This window comes from Pseudomonas putida, from assembly GCF_028682175.1.
Taxonomy (GTDB): domain Bacteria; phylum Pseudomonadota; class Gammaproteobacteria; order Pseudomonadales; family Pseudomonadaceae; genus Aquipseudomonas; species Aquipseudomonas putida_AD.
This window is the reverse complement of record NZ_JANHKS010000002.1, coordinates 58,746-80,084: the sequence shown is the minus strand read 5'-3', so window position 1 is coordinate 80,084 and position 21,339 is coordinate 58,746. Positions and strand designations below refer to the sequence as shown.

At 63.6% G+C, this 21,339-nt stretch carries 20 protein-coding genes; 12 read left to right on the top strand and 8 right to left on the bottom strand.

What is annotated here, in order from left to right; genetic code table 11:
* Positions 1 to 208 precede the first annotated feature (208 nt).
* Positions 209 to 2,125 carry a sigma-54-dependent Fis family transcriptional regulator gene (locus tag NPS29_RS01930; protein ID WP_274130382.1) on the top strand — a complete coding sequence of 639 codons (1,917 nt, stop codon included), beginning with the start codon at positions 209 to 211 and terminating at the stop codon, positions 2,123 to 2,125.
* A gap of 61 nt (positions 2,126 to 2,186) precedes the next feature.
* Here NPS29_RS01930 and NPS29_RS01925 read toward each other — a convergent pair whose 3' ends face one another.
* A complete protein-coding gene (locus tag NPS29_RS01925) occupies positions 2,187 to 2,720 on the bottom strand; it encodes a carboxymuconolactone decarboxylase family protein (protein WP_274130381.1) in 534 nt (177 codons plus the stop codon).
* A gap of 107 nt (positions 2,721 to 2,827) precedes the next feature.
* Here NPS29_RS01925 and NPS29_RS01920 point away from each other — a divergent pair, with 107 nt between their 5' ends.
* Together NPS29_RS01920 and cobF are read left to right on the top strand one after the other, a co-directional pair.
* The gene (locus tag NPS29_RS01920) at positions 2,828 to 3,703 is read left to right on the top strand and encodes an AraC family transcriptional regulator (protein ID WP_274130380.1); all 876 of its coding nucleotides are present in this window, start codon (positions 2,828 to 2,830) and stop codon (positions 3,701 to 3,703) included.
* Between the two features lie 10 nt (positions 3,704 to 3,713).
* Positions 3,714 to 4,472 (top strand): precorrin-6A synthase (deacetylating), encoded by a 759-nt coding sequence (cobF, locus tag NPS29_RS01915; RefSeq protein ID WP_274130379.1) that lies wholly within the window; start codon positions 3,714 to 3,716, stop codon positions 4,470 to 4,472.
* 172 nt (positions 4,473 to 4,644) lie between these two features.
* On the opposite strand, the gene NPS29_RS01910 is transcribed toward cobF, so the two are convergent.
* On the bottom strand, positions 4,645 to 5,868 hold the full coding sequence (locus tag NPS29_RS01910; RefSeq protein WP_274130377.1) for an MFS transporter: 1,224 nt from the start codon (positions 5,866 to 5,868) through the stop codon (positions 4,645 to 4,647).
* Positions 5,869 to 6,028: 160 nt separating this feature from the next.
* Between NPS29_RS01910 and NPS29_RS01905 the strand changes: the two genes are divergently transcribed.
* Positions 6,029 to 6,655 (top strand): helix-turn-helix transcriptional regulator, encoded by a 627-nt coding sequence (locus tag NPS29_RS01905; RefSeq protein WP_274130376.1) that lies wholly within the window; start codon positions 6,029 to 6,031, stop codon positions 6,653 to 6,655.
* A gap of 13 nt (positions 6,656 to 6,668) precedes the next feature.
* Here NPS29_RS01905 and NPS29_RS01900 read toward each other — a convergent pair whose 3' ends face one another.
* Together NPS29_RS01900 and NPS29_RS01895 are read right to left on the bottom strand one after the other, a co-directional pair.
* Positions 6,669 to 7,055, bottom strand: coding sequence for a RidA family protein (locus NPS29_RS01900; RefSeq protein ID WP_274130375.1), 387 nt, complete (start codon positions 7,053 to 7,055; stop codon positions 6,669 to 6,671).
* A gap of 23 nt (positions 7,056 to 7,078) precedes the next feature.
* Positions 7,079 to 8,038: a threo-3-hydroxy-L-aspartate ammonia-lyase gene (locus tag NPS29_RS01895; protein ID WP_274130601.1), complete on the bottom strand. Its 960-nt coding sequence runs from the start codon at positions 8,036 to 8,038 to the stop codon at positions 7,079 to 7,081.
* 186 nt (positions 8,039 to 8,224) lie between these two features.
* Here NPS29_RS01895 and NPS29_RS01890 point away from each other — a divergent pair, with 186 nt between their 5' ends.
* The 6 genes from NPS29_RS01890 (at position 8,225) to NPS29_RS01865 (ending at position 15,312) form a co-directional block, all read left to right on the top strand.
* The gene (locus NPS29_RS01890) at positions 8,225 to 9,082 is read left to right on the top strand and encodes a LysR family transcriptional regulator (RefSeq protein ID WP_274130374.1); all 858 of its coding nucleotides are present in this window, start codon (positions 8,225 to 8,227) and stop codon (positions 9,080 to 9,082) included.
* A gap of 123 nt (positions 9,083 to 9,205) precedes the next feature.
* A complete protein-coding gene (locus NPS29_RS01885) occupies positions 9,206 to 10,246 on the top strand; it encodes a putative 2-aminoethylphosphonate ABC transporter ATP-binding protein (protein ID WP_274130373.1) in 1,041 nt (346 codons plus the stop codon).
* Positions 10,246 to 11,955, top strand: coding sequence for a putative 2-aminoethylphosphonate ABC transporter permease subunit (locus NPS29_RS01880; protein ID WP_274130372.1), 1,710 nt, complete (start codon positions 10,246 to 10,248; stop codon positions 11,953 to 11,955). The genes NPS29_RS01885 and NPS29_RS01880 overlap by 1 nt, the downstream gene beginning before the upstream one ends.
* Before the next feature lie 69 nt (positions 11,956 to 12,024).
* Positions 12,025 to 13,044 carry a putative 2-aminoethylphosphonate ABC transporter substrate-binding protein gene (locus NPS29_RS01875; protein WP_274130371.1) on the top strand — a complete coding sequence of 340 codons (1,020 nt, stop codon included), beginning with the start codon at positions 12,025 to 12,027 and terminating at the stop codon, positions 13,042 to 13,044.
* Positions 13,045 to 13,128: 84 nt separating this feature from the next.
* Complete coding sequence (locus NPS29_RS01870; RefSeq protein ID WP_274130370.1) at positions 13,129 to 14,286, top strand: TIGR03364 family FAD-dependent oxidoreductase; 1,158 nt, start codon at positions 13,129 to 13,131, stop codon at positions 14,284 to 14,286.
* A 207-nt stretch (positions 14,287 to 14,493) separates the two neighbouring features.
* The gene (locus NPS29_RS01865; protein WP_274130369.1) at positions 14,494 to 15,312 is read left to right on the top strand and encodes a substrate-binding periplasmic protein; all 819 of its coding nucleotides are present in this window, start codon (positions 14,494 to 14,496) and stop codon (positions 15,310 to 15,312) included.
* 3 nt (positions 15,313 to 15,315) lie between these two features.
* On the opposite strand, the gene NPS29_RS01860 is transcribed toward NPS29_RS01865, so the two are convergent.
* Complete coding sequence (locus NPS29_RS01860; RefSeq protein WP_274130368.1) at positions 15,316 to 15,915, bottom strand: TetR/AcrR family transcriptional regulator; 600 nt, start codon at positions 15,913 to 15,915, stop codon at positions 15,316 to 15,318.
* A gap of 116 nt (positions 15,916 to 16,031) precedes the next feature.
* Here NPS29_RS01860 and NPS29_RS01855 point away from each other — a divergent pair, with 116 nt between their 5' ends.
* Complete coding sequence (locus NPS29_RS01855) at positions 16,032 to 16,415, top strand: tautomerase family protein (protein WP_274130367.1); 384 nt, start codon at positions 16,032 to 16,034, stop codon at positions 16,413 to 16,415.
* 254 nt (positions 16,416 to 16,669) lie between these two features.
* Here the strand turns inward: NPS29_RS01855 and NPS29_RS01850 are convergent, their stop codons facing one another.
* A complete protein-coding gene (locus tag NPS29_RS01850) occupies positions 16,670 to 17,041 on the bottom strand; it encodes a VOC family protein (RefSeq protein WP_274130366.1) in 372 nt (123 codons plus the stop codon).
* A gap of 134 nt (positions 17,042 to 17,175) precedes the next feature.
* Positions 17,176 to 18,087, bottom strand: coding sequence for a LysR family transcriptional regulator (locus NPS29_RS01845; RefSeq protein WP_274130365.1), 912 nt, complete (start codon positions 18,085 to 18,087; stop codon positions 17,176 to 17,178).
* Positions 18,088 to 18,195: 108 nt separating this feature from the next.
* On the opposite strand from NPS29_RS01845, the gene NPS29_RS01840 reads away from it, so the two are divergent.
* Positions 18,196 to 19,308 (top strand): alkene reductase, encoded by a 1,113-nt coding sequence (locus NPS29_RS01840; RefSeq protein ID WP_274130364.1) that lies wholly within the window; start codon positions 18,196 to 18,198, stop codon positions 19,306 to 19,308.
* A gap of 34 nt (positions 19,309 to 19,342) precedes the next feature.
* Here the strand turns inward: NPS29_RS01840 and NPS29_RS01835 are convergent, their stop codons facing one another.
* Positions 19,343 to 21,196, bottom strand: coding sequence for an ABC transporter ATP-binding protein (locus NPS29_RS01835; protein ID WP_274130363.1), 1,854 nt, complete (start codon positions 21,194 to 21,196; stop codon positions 19,343 to 19,345).
* Positions 21,197 to 21,339: the final 143 nt, after the last annotated feature.

Genomic DNA, 21,339 nt, shown 5'->3' with positions numbered 1-21,339 from the left:
CGCTTTGTAGAGGGCGTGCGAGCCGATCTGCCAGACGACGGCGGGGATGCCGCCGGCGTGAATGTCACGAATTCGGGAATGGCGCAGGACAAATTGTCACCCCTGCAGCGCTGGTGACGATAACCGACCGGTAATGCGCCCATGCCGCGGCATTTGTTCTAAGCTGCCCATTCAAGTTGTGTCGCAATCGCAGCGGAGAACAAGAACAATGACATCTGCCTTGATCAGCGCCCATGCCCAGCAGGTGCTGCAAGCGGTGCATGGCTCGGCCCAGACGCAGGGCCATGGTCCGATGGCCGACGCCGCCATCACCCGCTCATGGCGCCGATGCCTGGACCAGCACCAGCTCGATCCGGCCAGCCAGCGTGCGCCCAATGTGGTCGAACACCCGCGCTTGCAGGATCACCGTGCGCCGCTGGAACACATCATTGCCGTGGCCCGCTGGCAGATGAGCAGCCTGCATCAGCAGCTGGGTGGCGACGGCCATGTGGTGCTGCTGACCGACGCCCAGGGCGTGGTGATCGACAGTGTGTTCAACGAGGCCGAGCGGGTGGATTTCCAGCGCGCCGGGCTGTGGATGGGCGCGATGTGGAGCGAGGACATCGAAGGCACCAATGGCGTGGGCACCTGCCTGGTGGAACGTCAGCATGTGACGATCCGCCGGGATGAACATTTCCGTGGCCGTCACGCGGGCCTGACCTGCTCGGCAAGCCCCATCTTCGACGCGCGCGGCGAACTGCTGGCGGTGCTCAACCTGTCCAGCGCCCGTGAAGAGCACAGCCTGCACCAGCGCTTCCAGGCCATGGCCTTGACCAATCTTTCCGCCAAGCTGATCGAAAACTGTTTTTTCCTCGGTCACGAGCCCCATCGCTATCTGTTGCGGTTTCACCCCGAGGCGCGGTTCGTCGGGTTGTTGGGGGAGGGCTTGTTGAGTTTTGACGACACTGCGCGGATCTGTTCGGTCAATCAGGCGGCGCTGGATCTGTTGGGGCTGGCCCGTGAGCAGTTGGTTGGACAACCCTTGACGCTGCTGCTCGAATCGCCCCTTGAGCAGTTGCTCGCCCAGGCCAGCCCGCAGCCAGGCCTGTGCTGGCCGCTGCGCCTGGCTGACGGGCGCCTGTTCTATGGCCAGTTGCGCGAGCCGGTTCGCACCCCCGCAAGACCTGCGGCCGAGCTGCCAAAAATCCTCGACACCCGAGTGTGCCTCGAAGACCCGCGTCTGCAGCGCGGACTGTCCCGCGCATTGCGGGTGCTGGAGCGGGACGTGCCGGTGTTCCTGCATGGCGAAACCGGCACCGGCAAGGAGGCGTTCGCCGCAGCGCTGCACCGCGCCAGCTCCCGGGCGCGTCAGCCGTTTGTAGCGATCAATTGCGCGGCCATTCCCGAGACACTGATCGAGAGCGAACTGTTCGGCTATCGCGGCGGCAGTTTCACCGGGGCGCGAAAGGAGGGCATGGTCGGCAAGCTCGAGCAGGCCCATGGCGGCATCCTGTTTCTCGACGAAATCGGCGACATGCCCCTGGCCCTGCAAACCCGTTTGCTGCGGGTGCTGGAAGAGCGTCAGGTGGTGCCCCTGGGCAGCGCAACGGCCCGTGCGGTGGATGTGCGGCTGATCAGCGCCAGCCATCAGGACCTGCAAGCCAGCGTGGCCGAAGGGCGTTTTCGTGAAGACCTGTTTTACCGGCTGGGCGGGTTCACCGTGCAACTGCCGCCCCTGCGTGAACGCTCGGACAAAGGCAGCCTGCTCGATCTGTTGCTGCGTGAAGAGGCGGCGGGCAGCGCGATCACCCTGGAGCCGGGCGTGCGCGAGCATCTGTTGGCACAACCCTGGCCTGGCAACGTGCGCCAACTGCGCACCTGTCTGCGCACTCTCGTGGCACTGGCATGGGAAGGGCGCGTCAGCCTCGAAGACGTCGTCGAACTGCTGCCGGGAGCAACTACGCCGCGTACATTGGGGGAGGATCCGCTCGGCACTTCAGAGCGACAGACCCTGTTGACGCTGATCGACGAGGAGCACTGGCACATCGGCCGGGTGGCCGAGCGTCTGGGAATCAGCCGCAATACCTTGTATCGCAAACTCAAGCAGCACGGCATTGCCCGGCAGGGATCGGCCCACGGCCAATAGCCTCACGGCCTGTTCTGCCAGCCGGATGAGCCCCGCCAGACATCGGCGGGGCCCGGTCGCGTCAGCTCAGGGCGACCTTGGGAAAGTCCACAGGGATATCCAGGGCGACGTTGATGTAGTTGGTGAACAGGTTCAGCGCGATATGCGCCATGATCTCCACGACCTGCTCATCGCTGAAGCCGGCGTCGCGCAGGCCGGTGACGTCCTGACCGGTAATCTGTGCGCGCTGTTCGACCACTTTCAGGGCGAAGGTCAGAGCGGCAGCAGTCTTGGCATCGTTAGCCTTGCCGACCTGCGCAGCGGACATTTCAGCGGACGTCGCACCGGCTTTCTGGCCGAGCACGGTGTGGGCCGCCAGGCAGTATTCGCAGCGGTTGCGATTGGCGATGGCCACGGCGATCTGCTCGCCGAGCTTGGCGCCCAGCGTGCCTTTGCCCAGTGCGCCGAAAGCAGCCCACATGCTCTGCAGGGCCACCGGAGAGTTGGACACGGCCTTGAACATGTTCGGCGTAGCGCCGAATGCCTGGTGGATCTGGGCCAGGATCGGCTGGCTGGCGGCAGGGGCGTTTTGGGTCTGAAGGTTTACACGGGACATATCGATCTCCTGAGAAGTGGGTGCTGTGTGATACAGCGTGGCCAGTCTAGGAAAAGTTGCTGTATGATTGGGATCAATACATTCACTAAACATACCCTTTAGTACAAATGCAGACACTGCCCCCACTGGATCGACTGTCAGGCATCCTCGAACGCTTTCGGGTTCAGGCTCAGCTCCATCACTCGGGTGCCCTGTGCGGAGTCACGACCTTTGCCGCGAGTGAAGGGTATGGCTACCTGCATGTCCTGCGCCGTGGCGAGTTGCAGGTGAGCCACCCGGGCGACCGTCGCGGGCTGGGCTTGCTGCGATTCGATGAGCCGACGCTGCTGCTGTACCCACGGCCCTTGACCCATCGCTTTCACAATCCGCCCCAAGAGGGTTCGGACTTCACCTGCGCGCGGCTGAGCTTCGATGGCGGCGCCTACAATCCCCTGGCCCGGGCGTTGCCAGCGCTGGTGGCGATACCCCTGGCCCGGGTACCGGGGCTGGAGATGGCCCTTGAGTTGTTGTTCTCAGAGACCGATCAACTGCGCTGCGGCCAGCGACTGCTGGTGGACCGCATCTTCGAGGTGGTGGTGATCCAGTTGATGCGCTGGTTGCTCGACCACCCGCAGGAAGCCGGGGTGCAACCGGGCTTCATCACCGGGCTGTCGGACCCGCGCCTGGCCCGCGCCCTTGTGGCCATGCATGACGCACCGGGGCAGAACTGGTCGCTGGAGCGCATGGCCGGCTGTGCGGGGATGTCGCGCACGGCCTTCGCCAATCGCTTTCGCGAGGTGGTCGGGCAGACACCTGCGGATTATCTGGGTGACTGGCGCATGGCATTGGCCCAGGGGCGACTGCGCGCCGGGCAGCCGATCAAGTTGCTGGCTGAGGAACTGGGCTACGCCAACCCCTCGGCGCTGTCGCGGGCATTCGCGGCCAAGGTGGGGATGTCGCCACGGGAGTGGCTGGCCAAGGCGGCGCAAGAGGCCGACGTCTGAGGAGGTTGCGATGAAACAACTGCTGATCATCGGCATCGGTGCAGGGAATCCTGAATACATCACGATTCAAGCGGTCAAGGCGCTCAACCGGGCCGATGTGGTTTTCCTGATGGACAAGGGCTCGGACAAGGTCAAGCTCAACGACCTGCGCAGGGACATCTGCGAGCGCTACATCGAGCACGGCAATTATCGGATCGTCGAGGCGCTGAATCCCGAGCGGCGGCGCGAGGCTGCGGATTACCGGCGGGCGGTTGATGATCTGAACGCGCAAAAGCAGCAGACCTTCGAGCGTCTGATTGCCGAAGAACTGGCCGATGGGGAGTGCGGGGCCTTTCTGGTGTGGGGCGACCCGTCGCTGTACGACAGCACCATCCGCATTGTGGATGCGATCATCGAGCAAGGCCGGCACGACATTGCCTACGAGGTCATCCCCGGCATCACCAGCGTTCAGGCGCTCACGGCCCGGCACCGCGTACCGCTCAACAGTATCGGGCAATCGGTCGAGATCACCACCGGGCGGCGTGTGGCCAAGGGCCTGACCGGAGATGCCGAGAGCGTGGTGGTGATGCTGGACGCCGAGAACAGTTGGCAGACCCTGGTGGATCAGGACCTGAATATCTATTGGGGGGCGTACCTGGGGACGCCGGATGAGATCCTGATTGCCGGCAGGTTGAAGGACGTCGCCGACCAGATTCAGCGCGAACGCAGCGCGGCTCGGCAGCGGCATGGCTGGATCATGGATACCTATTTGCTCAAGCGAAGAGATTAGGCAACCCCCGTAGCAGTCCGGCTCGCCGGCGTCGGCGCCCTCAAGATCGCCCCCGCGGGCAAGCCCGGCTGCTACGGGTTTGGTGTCGAACATAGAATTTGCGTGCACCCCATGCTTCGTAGCAGCCGGGCTTGCCCGCGGGGACGGGCTTGAGGGCACTATTGCGGTTGGGTCAGGCGCGTTTGCACAGTCGCCAGATCAGCAGCGCCGCCAGTAGCTGGCTGATGGCGTAGAAGGTAAACAGGCCTTGGGCCGTCCACTGGGCGTCGATCAGCAAGCCGGCTGCAGCGGGGGAGACAATTGAGCCGAGGCGCCCGGCCGCCAGCACCAGACCCACGCCGCGGGTGCGGATGGCAGTGGAAAACGCCCGTGGCGCCAGGGTGAACAGCCCGGCAATCGCGCCGTACAGCAACATCCCGCTGCAAAACCCCACCGCGCCCCCGAGCCAGCCCAGGCGGGTGGCGGGCACGATCAAGCCCATCAAGATCGCATCCAGTAACACAAACCCCAACAACAGCCTGCCAACACCGATCCGGTTGCCGGCAAAACCCATCGCCAGCGCACCCAACATGCCGCCACCACTCAGCAACATGCCGCCTGCCGCGCCGTCCTTTTCGGAAAAGCCACTCTGAATCAGCAGCGTCGGCGTCCAGCTGGTCACGAAGTAGAAACTGAACATGATCAGAAACAGCGCCGTCGCCAAGGGCACCGTCAGTTGCCACTGGCCCGGGGCGAAAAGTTGCCGGTAGTTCATCGACACCGAAGCAGGCCCTGAGCCGCGCTGACGGCGGGTGCCGAGCGCAAGAAATGCCTCGGACTCACGCAACCACAACACCCCGGCCAGCCAGCCGCCCAAGGTAATGCAGCCACCCGCCAGAAACACATAGCGCCAGCCTTCAGTGTCATTGAGCGTGTGAGCCAGCATGCCGCCCACGCTTGCGCCCAGCCCGAATCCCACCGACTGCAGGGCCACGGCAAGGCTGCGTCGCTCGGGGCTTGCATGTTCATGGGCCAGCACGTTGGCCCCCACCACGACTGCCCCGACGCCAAGCCCCGTCAGGCCACGCAGCAGCATCAACGAGTACAGGTTCTCGCTCCAGAACGACAACAGCATGCACAGCCCGCTGAGCAGCAACCCCGCCAGCAACATCGGCCGGCGCCCATGACGGTCGGCAGCAGGCGCGGCGAACATCGACCCGCAGGCCATGCCCACCAGGCTTGCACTGAGCAGCACCCCAAGCTGCGAGCCGCTGAGCCCCCATTGCGCCGAGACGCTGTTGGCCGTGAACGCCATCGCCATGACGTCCAGCCCGTTGATGACGTTGAACAGCATGCAGAGGCTGACGATCGCCCACTGAAACGCCGACATGGAGATGGGGTTGATCCCTTCGCGCACCAATCACTTACTCTTGTTGTTGTGGCCTGTTCCATTGGCAGGTCCCGCTCGGGCAACCGCCACCTTCGCACGGCGCGCATGGTATCAATACTTGGCGCGCTGGCGTGTGTGTCATGAATGGCGATTGACGTTATTTCCAGCTTCTGGATATCTTGTCCAGATGAAAAAACACACCCCCGAACAACACGCCCTCATCGAACAGCTCGGCCACATCGCCAAGGGCCTGAGCGAGACCTTCAGCCCGTTCTGCGAAGTGGTGCTGCACGATCTGCGCGACCCTCAACATGCGATCCTGGCGATTCACAACAACCTTTCCGGGCGCAGCGAAGGCGACCCTGCCACAGAACTGGGCCTGGCGCGGATTGCCGACCCGGCCTATCCCCAGGTGATCGCCAATTACCCGAACCGCTTCAGCGATGGCCGACAGGTGAAAAGCACTTCGATTGGCATCAAGGACTCCACCGGCAAGTACGTTGCGGCGCTGTGCATGAACGTCGATCTCTCGGTTTTCCGGGGGCTGCAGGGCATGCTTGACCAGTTCAGTGCCTTTGGCGAAGACCGTCCCGAAGAAACGCTGGAGGTGGGCAGCGCAGAGCTGATTCGTGGCCGCATCGACCAGTTTTCCGCACGCCTGGCCACCACGCCGCGGGCGCTCAAGGCGGCGGACCGGCGTGTGCTGATGCAGGAATTGCGCGAGGCCGGGCTGCTGGACATCCGCCGCTCGATGGAAACCGTGGCTGCGTACCTGGGGGTTTCCCGGGCGACGGTCTACAACGACGCCCGGTAAGGTTCAGGTTGGCTCAGGGCAGGGCGCTGACCTGTGCCAGCGCTTCGATTTCCACCAGATAGCCATGGTGCAATTCCGGCACCGGCACCACCACCCGGGCCGGACGATGGTTGCCCAGGCGCTGGGCATAGACCCGGTCGAACTCCGGCCAATGCTCCACGCCCGCCACGTACACCGTGACCTTGACCAGATCCTCCACCGAACAGCCGGCCGCCTCCAGAATGGCCAGCAGATTGTCGAGCACCAGCCCCACCTGTTGGGTGAACGGCGCGTCGAGGTGATGGCGCCCGTCGGGGCTGACCGGCAGTTGACCTGAAATGTGCAGCGAACCTTGATGGATGACTGCCTGCGAGTAATGCCCGGCGGGTGGTGAGGCGCGCTCGGTGGTGACCATGTACATGTTGTCGTTCCTGACCCCGGCGTTCACGAGGTCAGCAACGCCGCGTAGCGTTCGATATCGACGTTGCCGCCGGTGATGATCACGCCCACGCGCTTGCCCCGCAGTTGCTCCTTCATCTTGCGTACCGCCGCAAGCCCCAGGCAGCCGGTGGGCTCGACCACTATCTTCATGCGCTGGGCGAAGAACTTCATGGCCGCTACCAGTTCAGCGTCGGACACCGTGACAATGTCGGTCACCCCGGCCTGAATGATCGGAAAGGTGTAGCGCCCCAGGTGCTGGGTCTGGGCGCCATCGGCCAGGGTGGCGGGGGTATCGATGTGGACGATTTCGCCCTTGCGCAGCGATTGCAGGCCATCGTCTCCCGCCTCAGGCTCAACGCCATACAGCAGGCAATCCGGGGCCAGGGCGCGGGTGGACAGCGTCGTTCCCGAGAGCATGCCACCGCCGCCGAGCCCGACGAACAGCGCGTCCAGAGGGCCGGTGCTTTCCAGCAATTCCTTGGCGGCAGTGCCTTGTCCTGCCAGCACATCGGGGTGATCGTACGGGGGAATCATGGTCATCCCGTGTTCCAGCGCCAGGGCCCGGCCGATGGCTTCGCGGTCCTGGGTGTAGCGGTCATAGAACACCACCGTCGCGCCGTAGCCCTGGGTCGCCGCGACTTTGGCCGCCGGTGCGTCGTTGGGCATGACGATGGTGGCCGGCATCTTCAGCAGCGCTGCCGCCAGTGCAATACCCTGGGCGTGGTTGCCCGAAGAGAAGGCCACCACACCGCCCTTGCGTTGCTGATCATCGAACCGGGACAGGGTGTTGAACGCACCGCGAAACTTGAACGAGCCGGTGCGCTGCAGGTTTTCACACTTGAAGAACAGCTGCGCGCCGATTTCCTCGTCAATGGTGCGGGAGGTCAGGACCGGGGTCTGGTGCGCGTGACCTTCGATGCGCGCGGCCGCGTCCTGAACGTCTTTGAAAGTGGGTAGAGACAGTGAGTCCACAGCGATCTCCTCGGGTGCAGAGTGAATGGCGTTGCAAGACACATTATCCACATTTAGACGTTGTGTAAATTGGCGGGCGACAACTGTGATCCGCCCGGGCTTTTCCGGGGTATCATTGAGCCTCGATCAACGTCCCAGCCCGCCTGCACGGGGGACCTCTCAAGAGCCGCATACCTGATGCTATCCGCCGAGTTGAAATCCTTCCACATGGTTGCTCGCCTGGGCAGCATCACCCAGGCGGCGAAGAAGCTCGGCTTGAGCCAGCCCACCGTCACCACACAGATTCGCAACCTCGAAGCGCAATACGGGGTCGAGCTGTTTTACCGCGGCGGTCGTCGCCTGACGGTCAGCGAGGAGGGCGCCCGCCTGCTGCCGATGGTGCAGAAACTGCTGCAGCAGGAGGCTGATATCGAGTTCTTCCTGCGTAACAGTGGGCAGATGCAGGGCTGCCTGAGGATCGCGGCGACGGCGCCGTACTACGTGCTGGATCTGGTCCGGCGTTTTCGAGAGCGCTTCCCGCAGATCCAGGTGACCCTGGAAATCGGCAACTCGCAGCAAGTGGTCGAGGCGCTGGAGGAGTACCGGGTGGATCTGGCCGCGTCTTCGCAACTGGAGGACGACGGGCGATTCACCCAGTTGGTGCTTGGCCACGATCCTCTGGTGCTGGCGGTGCATCGCAGCCACCCGTTGGCGGTTCATTCGCGGCTGTCGCCTGCGGCCTTGGCCGGGCATTGCCTGCTGATGCGCGAGACCGGCTCCACGACGCGGATGCTCACCGAGCAGATGCTGCGCGCAGCAGGTGTGGCGCCTGGGCCAATGCTGGAGATTGGCAGCCGCGAGTCGATCCGTGAAGCGGTGCTGCGCAACATCGGCATCAGCGTGATTGGCCGCCATGAGGTGCCGGACAACCCGGATCTGCGCGTGGTTACCCTGGACGATGCGCCGATGATCCCCGAATACCTCTACTGTCTGCGCGAGCGTCGCCAGGCACGCCTGCCAGCGGCGTTCCTGAGCATTGCCCGGGAAACCTGCTAGCCCCGCCGTTTCACATCACAAAAATGCTGATACCACTATCGGCAGCTTTTGCCTTTTTGCCACGAAGCCTTCGCAAGCGGCGCTCAGGATAACCCTCGTTTTCTATCAAGCGAGGTTACCCCCATGGCCACTGTCGATCTGCAATTGCGCGACATTCATAAAGGCTTCGGCACGTTCAAGGCGCTGGACGGCGTGTCGCTGGATATCGCGGCGGGGGAACTGGTCTGCCTGCTGGGCCCGTCGGGCTGCGGCAAGACCACCTTGCTGCGCTGCATCGCGGGCCTGGAGCATCAGGATCAGGGACGCATTCACTTTTCCGGGCGTGATGTCTCGACCTTGCCGCCACAGGCCCGGGACTACGGCATCCTGTTCCAGTCCTACGCGCTGTTTCCCAACCTGACCGTCGGCCAGAACATCGCCTACGGTCTGTCGGGGCAGGGGCGCGAGGCCATTCGTGCGCGGGTTGCCGAAATGCTCGAACTGGTCGGTCTCGGTTCAAGCACCCACAAATACCCGGCGCAGCTCTCCGGCGGCCAACAGCAGCGCGTTGCCCTGGCGCGTGCCCTGGCGCCCAGCCCGTCACTGCTGTTGCTCGACGAGCCGATGTCGGCCCTCGATGCGCGGGTACGTGAGCATCTGTGCACCGAGCTGCGCGCCTTGCAGCGCCAGCTCGGGATCACCGCCCTGATGGTGACCCACAACCAGGATGAAGCCATGTTGATGGCTGACCGCATTGCGGTCATGAATCACGGGCGGGTGGAGCAGTACGCGACACCGCAGCAGATCTACGACAAACCCGCGACCCCCTTCGTCGCCGAGTTCGTGGGCCAGGGCAACTGGCTGCCGTGCCATCGCGAGGGCAGCCAGGCCCGCGTGGGGCAGATCAGCCTGCGCCTGGCCCAGGCCGGCGGCAATGCCCAGGGCCGTCTGTTCTGCCGCCCCGAGGCGGTGATGATCAACCCCCAGGCGCAACAGGAAAACCAGTTTGCGGCGCGCATGCACGAGATGACCTTTCTCGGCAATCGCTGCCGGGTGAGCTTTGAACTCGATGACTTGCCGGGCCACGCGCTGCTGGCCGAGATGGCGCCGGAAGCCATGCCGCTGTTGCAGGGCAACCGGATTCGGGTCGCCATGCCCCCGCACAGCCTGCAGGTGTTCGTCTGATGGAACAGGTAAGCACCCTGTCGGCGCAGGCGACAAGCACTCGCCGATCCGAAGACCTGACCGACCGCCTGTTCATTCAGGGCTGCCAATGGCTGATGCTGGTTTTGCTGGTGCTGGCCGTGGTCCTGCCGCTGCTGGCCATGATCTGGCGCGGGCTTGCCGGTGATGCGCAGCAAGGTGGGGGACTGGCTGCGGCGGCGCAGCTGTTCGGCGGTGCCAACTTTCGCTGGCTGCTGGGCAACAGCCTGACCAGCGCCATGACCGTGGTGCTGATCGTCGTGCCACTGGCCTACGGTTTCGCCTATGCGCTGCAGCGCACCTGTATCCCGGGCAAGGGCGTGTGGCGTGGCATCTCGTTGCTGCCGCTGCTGGCGCCGTCGATGCTGCCGGGGATCGCGCTGATCTACCTGTTCGGCAACCAGGGGCTGCTGCGGGGCTGGGTCGCGGACAACATCTATGGTTTCTGGGGCATCGTGCTGGGTCAGGCAATCTACACCTTTCCCCATGCCTTGATGGTCCTGCTCAGCGCGCTGGCACTGGCCGACGCAAGGCTGTTCGATGCGGCGTCGAGCATGGGTGCTTCTTCGTGGCGAGCCTTTCGCAGCATCACCTGGCCGAGCAGCCGCCAGGGCGTGTTCGCGGCCGGCTGCCTGGTGTTCACCCTGTGCGTTACCGATTTCGGCGTGCCGGTGGTGGTCGGTGGTGACTATCAGGTGTTGGCCCTGGAAGCGTACAAGGCGGTGCTCGGCCAGCAACAGTTCGGCCGCGGCGCGCTGATCGGTATGTTCCTGCTGCTGCCGGCACTGCTCAGTTTCGCGGTGGACTTGTGGTTGCGCCGTCGCCAGCGCGATGCGATGAGTGGCCGTGCGCAGATCTATCATCCCAAGCCTCACCGCCGTCGCGACGCAGGCTTCCTGCTGCTGGTCGCCCTGGTCAGTGCGGCGTTGCTCGGGGTGTTTGGGATGGCGGTGTATTCGTCGCTGGTCAAGTTCTGGCCGTACGACCTGTCCCTGTCGCTGAACAACTACGGTTTCTCCGAATTGCCTGGCGGTTGGCTCGCCTACCGCAACAGCCTGCTGCTGGCCGGTGCCTGCGCGCTGTTCGGCGGTGCGCTGATCTTCACCGGCAGCTACCTGCTGGAGAAGACCCGCCAGACTCGCCTGACCCAGGTATTGCGCCTGCTCTGCTTCATCCCCATGGCGGTGCCAGGGCTGGTGCTGGGTCTGGGCTACGTGTTCTTTTTCAACCTGCCGGCCAATCCGCTGCACGCGCTGTACGGAAGCATGACGCTGCTGGTGATCTGCACCGTGGCGCACCTGCTGACCACCGCGCAAATGACCACCGCCACTGCGCTGCGCCAACTCGACGGCGAGTTCGAGGCGGCAGCGCTGTCGCTCAAGGTGCCGATGTACCGCCACTTCCTGCGTGTGACCTTGCCCATTTGCCTGCCCGCACTGCTGGACATCATCCGCTACCTGTTCGTGTCGGCCATGACCACGGTGTCGGCGGTGATCTTCCTCTACAGCCCGGACACGGTGCTGGCGTCGGTTGCCGTGCTGAACATGGACGACGCCGGCAACGTCGGCGGTGCCGCCGCCATGTCCACCCTGATCCTGCTCACATCCGCCGGCGTCTCGCTGCTGCTCGCCCAGGTTTCGCGCGGCTTGCTCAAGCGTTCCCAGGCCTGGCGCGTGGCGCCCGGTCATTGATGCGCTAACCCGGCACGAACTCTCTGATCGTCTTCTCAATCAAGCCCATTTCCCCACAGGAGCTCTCCCATGTTCAAACCCGTTGTCGTGCTTACCAGCCTGCTTGCCGCCATGACCCTGCAAGCCCAGGCAGCCACTGAACTGACCGTCTACACCGCGCTGGAAGTCGAGCAGCTCAAGCCTTATCAGGAGGCGTTCGAGAAGCAGAACCCCGACATCCGCATCAAGTGGGTGCGCGACTCCACCGGCATCGTCACGGCCAAGCTGATGGCCGAGAAAGACCGTCCCCAGGCTGACGTGGTCTGGGGCCTGGCGGCATCCAGCCTGGCGATCCTGGACAAGCAGGGCATGCTCGACGCTTATGCGCCCAAGAACCTGGATCAGATCAGGGCCAACTACCGCGACAGCGCCAACCCGCCGTCCTGGGTCGGCATGGACGTCTGGGCCGCGAGCATCTGCTTCAACACCGTCGAGGCGCAGAAGCAGGGTCTGCCCAAGCCAACCAAGTGGGAAGACCTGGCCGATCCGGTCTACAAGGGCAAGATCATCATGCCTAACCCGGCGTCCTCCGGGACCGGCTACCTGGACGTCAGCGCCTGGTTGCAGACCTTTGGCGAAGACGGCGGCTGGGCCTACATGGACAAGCTGCACCAGAACATCGGCCAGTACACCCACTCCGGCTCCAAGCCCTGCAAGCAGGCGGCGGCGGGTGAGTTCCCGATCGGTATTTCCTTCGAGTACCCGGCCGTGCAGCTCAAGCGCAAGGGCGCGCCACTGGACATCGTGCTGCCCAAGGAAGGCCTGGGCTGGGAGATCGAGGCCACTGGCATCATCAAAGGGACTGCCCATCTGGATGCCGCCAAGAAGCTTGCAGACTTCTCCGCCAGCCGCGAGGCCATGAACCTCTACAAGACCAACTTCGCGGTGCTGGCCCAGCCTGGCCTGGCCGAGCCATTCCAGGAGCTGCCGGCCGACTACGAACAGCGCCTGATCAAGAACGACTTCAACTGGGCCTCGGAGAACCGCGACCGCATCCTCGCCGAATGGCGCAAGCGCTATGACGGCAAGTCCGAGCCCGTGAGCAAGTGATCAACGGGCGTCACCCGTCATCCGGGTGACGCCCTGATCTATCCCGCCGCTGTGGCGGTTCTCTTTCAGTTCAGGAGTTTCTCAATGAGTCAGCACGACTGTGACTTGCTGATCGTCGGCGCGGGCATTCTGGGGCTTGCCCATGCCTGGGCGGGTGTTCGCCGTGGTCTGAAGGTGCGGGTCTTCGAGCGCAGCGACCGGCCCCTGGGCGCTTCGATCCGTAACTTCGGCCAGGCATTGGTCACCGGCCAGGCGCCGGGGCCAATGCTTGACCTGGCGCGCCAATCCCACGGTTTGTGGGGCGAACTGGCCGACGCTGCCGGTCTGGCCTTGAAAAAACAGGGTTCGCTGATCTTTGCACGCAGCGAGGCCGAAGAAGCGATGCTTGAGGCGTTCTGCAGAGGTCGCGCCCGCGAGCAGGGCTATCGCGTCGAACTGCTGCGCGACGCTGCGTTGCAGGACTTGTACGATGGCCGCTTCGTGCACCATCGCGCCGCCTTGCACGGCCTGGATGACCAGCAGCTGTTTTCTCGCGAGGCGCTGCCGCAGATCGTCGATTACCTGCGTGGGCTGGGGGTCGAGTTCCACTTTTCGACCCTGGTCAGGGATATCGAAGCAGGTGCTGCGTTGACCACGGCTGGCCGCTTCGAGGCACGGCATGTGGTGGTCTGCTCGGGGCACGATTACCAGACGCTGCTGGCCGAGCAGATAGCGACGTTGAAGCCTTCGGTGTGCCGCTTGCAGATGCTGCGCGCTCGCCTGGAGCAACCTCTGGACCTGCAGCATTCGGTACTCACGGGCTTGAGCTGTGTCCATTACGGCGCGTTCTCCGACCTGCCGGAGGCCGAGGCGATCCGCACGCAGATTCGGCGCGACACCCCTGAACTGGAAGCCCATGGCATCCATTTGCTGGCAAGCCCCACGCCCTACGGCGAACTGATCATTGGCGACTCCCATCACTACGGCAACGACGCCGAGCCGTTCAACGACGAAGCCGTAGACCGTCTGATGATCGACCTGGCCGAACACACCCTGGGTGGGCGGCTCCAGGTGCTGGAACGCTGGCAAGGGGTGTATGGCAGCCGTGGGCCGGGGCCGTTCAGTGTCTTGCAGGTCGGTGATGCCGTGACTGCGGTACTGATGCACACCGGGCTTGGCATGAGTGTCGGCCTGGGGCTGGGCGAGCGCACGGTGGCGGCGCTGCTGGGGGAGGGGCGCTGGCCGGACGCGGTGTCGGGGTAGGGTGTGGCTGAGTGCGGTTGAGTGCACCGTGAGGATTTATTACCGGCACCGGGAGCATCCGTGAACTAAGCTGCGGGATCGTGCGAGGCGCATTTTCGACGGTACGCGCAAGATGCCTCCCGGGTTGGCCATCCCTGAAGCAAGGGCTGCCAATCAACGACGTACCACCTGCATCGGGTCGATGACCAAGGACGTCAGAGGTTGCGTATGTTCAAGCGTCACTCGGGCTGGTTCATGTCGCTCCTGATCACGGTCTGCCTGCCCCCCGGCGTCGCGCTCGGAGCCGAGGGCTGCAATCACCTGACGGCCACCGGCAACGCTGAATATCCCCCGTACCTGTGGCGCGATCCGCAGAATCCGCAACGGTTGATCGGTGCCAACGCCGAGTTGCTCAAGCAGTTGGGCACCCGGCTGGGGCTCGACATCGACGTGGTGTATGCCGGCCCCTGGTCGCGGGCACAGGAAGAGGTGCGGGCAGGGCGCATCGACATGCTGGCCGGGTATTTCCTCACCCAGGCGCGCCAGCAGGTGGTGGATTTCATCGATCCGCCGTTTCTGGTGACCTCCAGCCGGGTCTGGGTGCGGCGCGACGAAACGCTGGTCTACCGGGGCTGGAACGACCTGATCGGGCACAGCGGCGGCACCCTGGTCAACAACAGCAACGGCCAGGGCTTCGACGATTTTGCCCGGGCCAATCTGTCCCTCGAAGCCGTGCCGACCGCCACCCAGGCTTTCCAGAAGCTGATCCTCAAGCGCAATGACTACGTGATCTTCGAGTACTACCCCGGCATGGCGCTGGCCCGCACGCTGGGCATCGAGGACGTGGTGCAGGCCCTGGAGCCGCCAGTGAGTAGCGAAGGGCTCTATCTGGCGCTGTCGCGCAGTTCGACCTGCATGACTACGGCGCTGCGTGAGCGGGTTGCCGCGCAGATGCAGGAAATCGTCTCGGGTCCCGTGCCACAGGCGCTGTTGAAGGCGAATCTGGAACTCTGGAGTTCGCAACAGCGCCAGGCGGTGAAACCCTGAGTGCTATCCGTGTTCAGAAAGGGCGGCCTGGTTGACGGCGTCTTCCATTGCCCTGATCCAGGGCTCATCGCCGACGCTTTGTGCCAGCAATCGCGCGCCCAGCATGGCGGCGAACAGCACCATGGCCTTGTTCTGGTCCGGGATCGCTGGCGGGTTGTCGGTGCTTGCCGGGGCCATGGCATCGAGAAAGCTGTCGAACAGGGTTTTCGTGCCTGAAACGTAGGCGTCGGCACAGGCCTGGTCCACTTCGCCTGTGGCCACGGAGCCTGCGAACATCAGCATCGGGCAGTGCAGGGGGGATGAGCGGTTGTGCAGGTACTGGCGCACCATCGCTGTGCCTGGGTGTTCCAACTGGCTGTCGGCGCGCTGGCGAACCTGCTGCCAGCCCCCTCTGGACTGATCGAAGGCCAGGGCGAAGGCTTCGGCCACCAACGCATCCTTGGACTCGAAATGCTTGTAGAAGCCGCCGACGGTCATGTCGTTCGCCGCCATGATCTGCGCCACGGAAACGTTCTCCACCCCTGATTCCCGAAACATCCGGCAGGCGGTCTCGACGATGCTGGCGCGATTCTCCTGCGCTTTTTCCTTTGAAGAACGTCCCACGATGCACTCCCGCATTTGATATTTCTGAGCGCTTGCTGAAATAGATTATGTCGATTATCTTAATTTCTCAACAGGTATTGCCTGTCTCGTCTGATCCCTTTCCCAAGGAGTTGCCCATGCCACTGGTACGAATCGACATCATCAAACAGAACGACCCGGCTCACCTGCAGAAGATCGGGCAGGTCGTCTACAACTGCATGAAGGAGACCATCAACGTTCCGGACCATGACAACTTTCAGGTGCTGACCGAACACGAGCGCGACCGCCTGGTGTATGACCCGCAGTACCTGGGGATCCAGCGTTCGGATGGCCAGGTGTTCATCCAGATCACCCTCAACGAAGGGCGCACAGTGGATCAGAAGAAAGCCCTGTACCACGCCATTGCCCATCGTCTGAAGGAAGTTGCGGGGGTGAGGCTGGAAGATGTTTTCATCAGCCTGGTGGAAGTGCGCAAGGAGAACTGGTCATTCGGCAACGGCGTGGCGCAATACGCGACCTGACTCGATGCATCCCGTAGGAGCGCGCTTGCCCGCGACGGCGGTGTCATTGGCGCAAGAGATGTGGCGTCTGTCCCGGCCTCATCGCGAGCAAGCTCACTCCTACAGGTTAGCGGCGTCTTCAGGTCATGCACAGGACCTGTAGGAGTGAGCTCGCTCGCGATAGGGCCGTATCAGGCGATAGAGATGTGTGGCATTTACCACCGCCGTCGCGGGCAAGCGCGCTCCTACAGCGTTGGTCACTGGCGCGCGGGGTTTCACTGGGCGACGATCAGCTCGATGGTCAGCCCGGGGGCGAGGCTGACCCAGAGCTGGCGATCACTGAGCTCGTCGCTTTCGCTGATCTGGAAGGCGATTCCGTGGCTGCGCAGGCGGTTGATGATAGCGTCCCACTGGTTCAGGTCATCGATGCGCAGGGCGATGTGGTCGATGCGCGGGGTCACGCGCGCAGCGGGCAGGCCGCCGGTGGCCTGGGTGAGGTGTATCAGGGGGCGGTCCTGATGATAGAGCCAGGCGCCCGGCACGCCGAACCCTGGCCGTGGGCCGAGGGTCAAGCCCAGTATCTGCGTGAAAAAACCGACAGTCTTGTCGAGCTCCGGGGTGACGATGTTGGCGTGATCCAGATGCATGTGCGTGCCTAGGTTGTTGAATGAAGTCGCGCCATTCTGCAAAACCGCCAGGCATTTGATAATTGACCTGGCGATTGATGGATTATCAAATTAACTGGAAAAATCCCGCTGTTAACCCAATCAGACCGATCAGTTTAAATACTGTTCGCCCCACCTGCCTGCTCAAACCGCTCACGCAAGAAATCCAGCAGCGCCCGCACCCGTGGCGCCAGGTAGCGACTGCGGGGATACAGCGCATACACCGGCGCTTCGGCGGTTTGCCACTCCGGCATGACCCGAACCAGGCGGCCTGCTGCCAGATCGGCGCGGATGTCCCAGATCGATTTAAGCGCGATGCCGTGGCCGTCGATTGCCCACTGCCGCGCCAGCGCGCCGTCATTAGTCTCGCGGGCGGCTTCCAGCGGCACCTTGAAAACGATCATTTCATCTTCACTTTGCAGCCGCCACTCGCTGGCCCATCCCGATTGCCCCGACACGATGTGCTCGAAATCAGCCAGTTGCCGTGGATGCAAAGGCGTGCCCCTGCGTTGCAGATAACCCGGTGCGGCGCACAGCACGCGGTGGTTGTCGGCCAGTTGCCGGGCAATCAGCGAGCTGTCCGGCGGCACACCGAAACGGATCAGCAGATCGACATCGTCGGCGATCAGGTGTGACAGCGAATCTGACAGCAGCAGGGCGGGCACCACCCCGGGATAGCGCGCCGTGAACTCATCAAGCCATGGATTGAGCACGTGACGCCCGAAGTCCGATGTGGCCGAGAGACGGATCTTCCCGCGAATTTCCTTCTTCTCCGCCGACAATGCAGCCCGCGCATCGTCCAGCGCCTGCAAGGCCTGACGGCAATGTTGCAGGTACAGCCGCCCCTCATCGGTCAGCCTCAATTGGCGCGTGGTGCGTTCGAACAGGCGGGTAGACAGCGAAGCCTCCAGCTTGAGCAGTCGGGCACTGGCCGCGGCCGGCGACAGCCCCAGCTTGCGGCCGGCGGCGGAGAGTCCGCCCAGTTGCGCAGCCTCGACGAACAGGCGTATGGCTTCCAGGTTGTCCATGATTATTCCGCTATTTTTGAAAATCCATCAAAGACTAGCCAAATTATCAAAACCTGTACCTGATTGCAGACTGAGCCCATCACCTCTCACTCGCTCAGGAAACCCACCATGACAACGCCTTCTTCGTTATTCACCCCCATCCAGTTCGCCGGCCTGAACGCCGCTCACCGCGTCGTGATGGCGCCCATGACCCGCGCTCGCAGCAGCCAGCCCGGCGATGTGCCCAACGCGCTGAATGCTCAGTACTACGCCCAGCGCGCTTCGGCGGCATTGATCGTCACCGAAGCGAGCCAGATCTCGCCTCAAGGCAAGGGCTACTCATTCACCCCCGGCATCTACAGCGATGCCCAGGTCGAAGGCTGGCGTGGCGTGACCCAGGCGGTACACGCCGAAGGCGGGCGGATTTTCCTGCAACTGTGGCATGTGGGGCGTATGTCCCACCCCGATTTCCATCAGGGCGAGCTGCCGGTGGCGCCGTCGGCGGTGCCGTTTGAAGGGCAAATCTGGAAAGTCGACCCGGTCACAGGGCTCGGCGCCATGGTCGATTGCCCGACGCCCCGGGAACTGAGCCGCAACGAGATCGCGCAGATCGTCGATGACTTCCGTCAGGCCGCCCGCCGCGCCATCGACGCCGGTTTCGACGGTGTGGAAGTGCACGGCGCCAACGGTTACCTGATCGACCAGTTCCTGCGCACCACCTCCAACACCCGCACCGACGAATACGGTGGTTCGCGCAGCAATCGCCTGCGCTTTCTGCGGGAAGTGATCGATGCGATCAGCAACGAAATCGGAGCCGAGCGCACCGCGATTCGCCTGGCGCCGTTCCTGACCGCCCGTGGGATGGACTGCCCGGACATTCTGCCGACCATTCTTGAAGCCGCGCAGTATCTGCAGGAAAAGGGCATCGGCTACCTGCACCTGGTCGAAGCCGACTGGGACGATGCGCCAGTGTTCACCGAGTCGTTCCGCCAGGCGCTGCGGGAACGCTTCACCCGTCCGATCATCGTTGCCGGCAACTATGACCGCGCCCGCGCCGAGTGGGTGATTGCAAAGGGCTATGCGGACCTGGTGGCATTCGGCAGGGCCTTCGTCGGTAACCCTGACCTGCCGAAGCGTCTCCAACATGACCTGCCGCTGACGTCCCTGGACCCTGCCACCTTGTTCGGCGGCAACGCCCAGGGTTACAGCGACTATCCTGCCGCCGCCACCGCCCAGGCCTGAGGCGCACATCCTGGCAGCGTACTGCGGTGCGCTACTATTCCACCGCTTCGGCCACCCCTTGATCCTCACCCAGAAACCCGCCGCTCTGGTGCTGCCAGAGCCGCGCATACACGCCGTTCTTCTCCAGCAACTGGGCGTGGGTGCCCTGTTCGATGATCCGCCCGTCATCCATGACGATCAGCCGATCCATCGCCGCAATGGTCGACAAGCGGTGGGCGATGGCGATCACCGTCTTGCCCTGCATCATCTCATCCAGGCTTTCCTGAATCGCCACTTCCACTTCCGAATCCAGCGCGCTGGTGGCTTCGTCCAGCAGCAGGATCGGCGCGTTCTTGAGCATCACCCGGGCGATGGCGACACGTTGACGCTGGCCACCGGAGAGCTTGATGCCGCGCTCGCCGACCAGGGTGTCATAGCCGCTGTTGCCTTGCTTGTCGGTCAGTTGCGCGATGAAGCCATCGGCCTGGGCATTGGCGGCGGCGCTGCGGATCTGCGCATCGGTGGCGTCGGGCCGGCCGTAGGCGATGTTGTCGCGGATCGAGCGGTGCAGCAGCGAAGTGTCCTGGGTGACCATGCCGATGGCGCCGCGCAGGCTGTCCTGGGTCACGTGGGCGATGTCCTGGCCGTCGATGCGGATCTGCCCGCTGTTGACGTCGTAGAAACGCAGCAGCAGGTTGATGAGTGTGGACTTGCCCGCGCCGGAGCGGCCCACCAGACCGATTTTCTCCCCCGGCTGGATGCTCAGGCTCAGGTCGTTGAGCACCTGGCGTTCGCCGTTGTAGTTGAAGCTGACCTTGTCGAAGGTCACCGCGCCGCCGGTGGTCTTGAGTTCGGTGGCGTCAGCGGCATCCTGCACTTTGGGGCCGCGGGTCAGGGTCGCCATGCCGTCCTGGACGGTGCCGATGTTCTCGAACAGCGAGGTCATCTGCCACATGATCCAGTGCGACATGCCGTTGATGCGCAGCGCCATGGCGGTGATCGCCGCGACCGCACCGGTACCGACTTCGCCCTGATGCCACAGCCACAGCGCGTAGCCACCAGCGCCCATGATCAGCGCGACCACCAGTGCCTGATTGACGATTTCGAACTGGCTGACCAGACGCATCTGGCGAAAGCCGGTCTGTTTGAAATCTTCCATCGCGGCACGGGCGAAATGCGCCTCGCGCTTGGAGTGGGAGAACAGTTTTACCGTGGTGATGTTGGTGTAGGCATCCGACACGCGCCCGGTCATCGAAGAGCGTGCATTGGCCTGCTCCTGTCCAACCTGCCCCAGACGCGGCACGAAGTACCACATGGCCACGCCAAACAGGGCGATCCAGGCCAAAAACGGCAGCATCAGTTTCAGGGCAAAGCCGCCCGCCAGCGCGATGATTGCGATGAAATACACGCCGATACCGGGTGCGATTTCGATCACGGTGAACAGCACTTCGCGCACCGCGAGGGCAGTCTGCATGACCTTGGTGGTCACCCGGCCGGAGAATTCGTCGGAAAAGAACGACAGGCTCTGGCGCAGCATCAGCCGGTGGAAATCCCAGCGCAGGCGCAGCGGCAGGTTGATCGCCAGCACTTGGTGCTGAACCATGGTACGCAGTGCAACCAGCAAGACGCTGGTCAGCAGGACCAGGCCGATGCCCCACAACACGCGGCTTTCCTGGCCGCCTGAATCGCCGCCGTTCTGCCACGCCGAAAGCAGGTCGACGACTTGTCCGAGGAAGGAAAACAGCCAGGCTTCGTAGATCGACACCCCGGCGCTGAGCAGTGCCAGTGCGAGGATATAACCCCGGGCGCCACGGGTGCAGGCCCAGAGGAAACGGGCCAGGCCGACGGGGGGCGGTGGCACCTCGTCAGGCGGAAAAGGGTCGAGCCAACGCTCAAACACACGAATCATACGGGTCTCCATAACCATCAAGTCATGGGGATTCTGCCATCTATCGGGTGGCTTGAGGGGATCAATGGCAAGGGCGCGTGCTGTCGGCCAGTGGCAGGCCTGTGATACGGCAGGCAGTTTGCGCCCTGTACGCTGACCAGATC

Excerpts from the sequence above, each read along its gene's own strand:
- NPS29_RS01930 (WP_274130382.1), top strand. The coding sequence starts at position 209 with ATGACATCTGCCTTGATCAGCGCCCATGCCCAGCAGGTGCTGCAAGCG.
- NPS29_RS01925 (WP_274130381.1), bottom strand. The coding sequence starts at position 2,720 with ATGTCCCGTGTAAACCTTCAGACCCAAAACGCCCCTGCCGCCAGCCAG.
- NPS29_RS01920 (WP_274130380.1), top strand. The coding sequence starts at position 2,828 with ATGCAGACACTGCCCCCACTGGATCGACTGTCAGGCATCCTCGAACGC.
- cobF (WP_274130379.1), top strand. The coding sequence starts at position 3,714 with ATGAAACAACTGCTGATCATCGGCATCGGTGCAGGGAATCCTGAATAC.
- NPS29_RS01905 (WP_274130376.1), top strand. The coding sequence starts at position 6,029 with ATGAAAAAACACACCCCCGAACAACACGCCCTCATCGAACAGCTCGGC.
- NPS29_RS01900 (WP_274130375.1), bottom strand. The coding sequence starts at position 7,055 with ATGTACATGGTCACCACCGAGCGCGCCTCACCACCCGCCGGGCATTAC.
- NPS29_RS01890 (WP_274130374.1), top strand. The coding sequence starts at position 8,225 with ATGCTATCCGCCGAGTTGAAATCCTTCCACATGGTTGCTCGCCTGGGC.
- NPS29_RS01885 (WP_274130373.1), top strand. The coding sequence starts at position 9,206 with ATGGCCACTGTCGATCTGCAATTGCGCGACATTCATAAAGGCTTCGGC.
- NPS29_RS01880 (WP_274130372.1), top strand. The coding sequence starts at position 10,246 with ATGGAACAGGTAAGCACCCTGTCGGCGCAGGCGACAAGCACTCGCCGA.
- NPS29_RS01875 (WP_274130371.1), top strand. The coding sequence starts at position 12,025 with ATGTTCAAACCCGTTGTCGTGCTTACCAGCCTGCTTGCCGCCATGACC.
- NPS29_RS01870 (WP_274130370.1), top strand. The coding sequence starts at position 13,129 with ATGAGTCAGCACGACTGTGACTTGCTGATCGTCGGCGCGGGCATTCTG.
- NPS29_RS01865 (WP_274130369.1), top strand. The coding sequence starts at position 14,494 with ATGTTCAAGCGTCACTCGGGCTGGTTCATGTCGCTCCTGATCACGGTC.
- NPS29_RS01855 (WP_274130367.1), top strand. The coding sequence starts at position 16,032 with ATGCCACTGGTACGAATCGACATCATCAAACAGAACGACCCGGCTCAC.
- NPS29_RS01850 (WP_274130366.1), bottom strand. The coding sequence starts at position 17,041 with ATGCATCTGGATCACGCCAACATCGTCACCCCGGAGCTCGACAAGACT.
- NPS29_RS01845 (WP_274130365.1), bottom strand. The coding sequence starts at position 18,087 with ATGGACAACCTGGAAGCCATACGCCTGTTCGTCGAGGCTGCGCAACTG.
- NPS29_RS01840 (WP_274130364.1), top strand. The coding sequence starts at position 18,196 with ATGACAACGCCTTCTTCGTTATTCACCCCCATCCAGTTCGCCGGCCTG.
- NPS29_RS01835 (WP_274130363.1), bottom strand. The coding sequence starts at position 21,196 with ATGATTCGTGTGTTTGAGCGTTGGCTCGACCCTTTTCCGCCTGACGAG.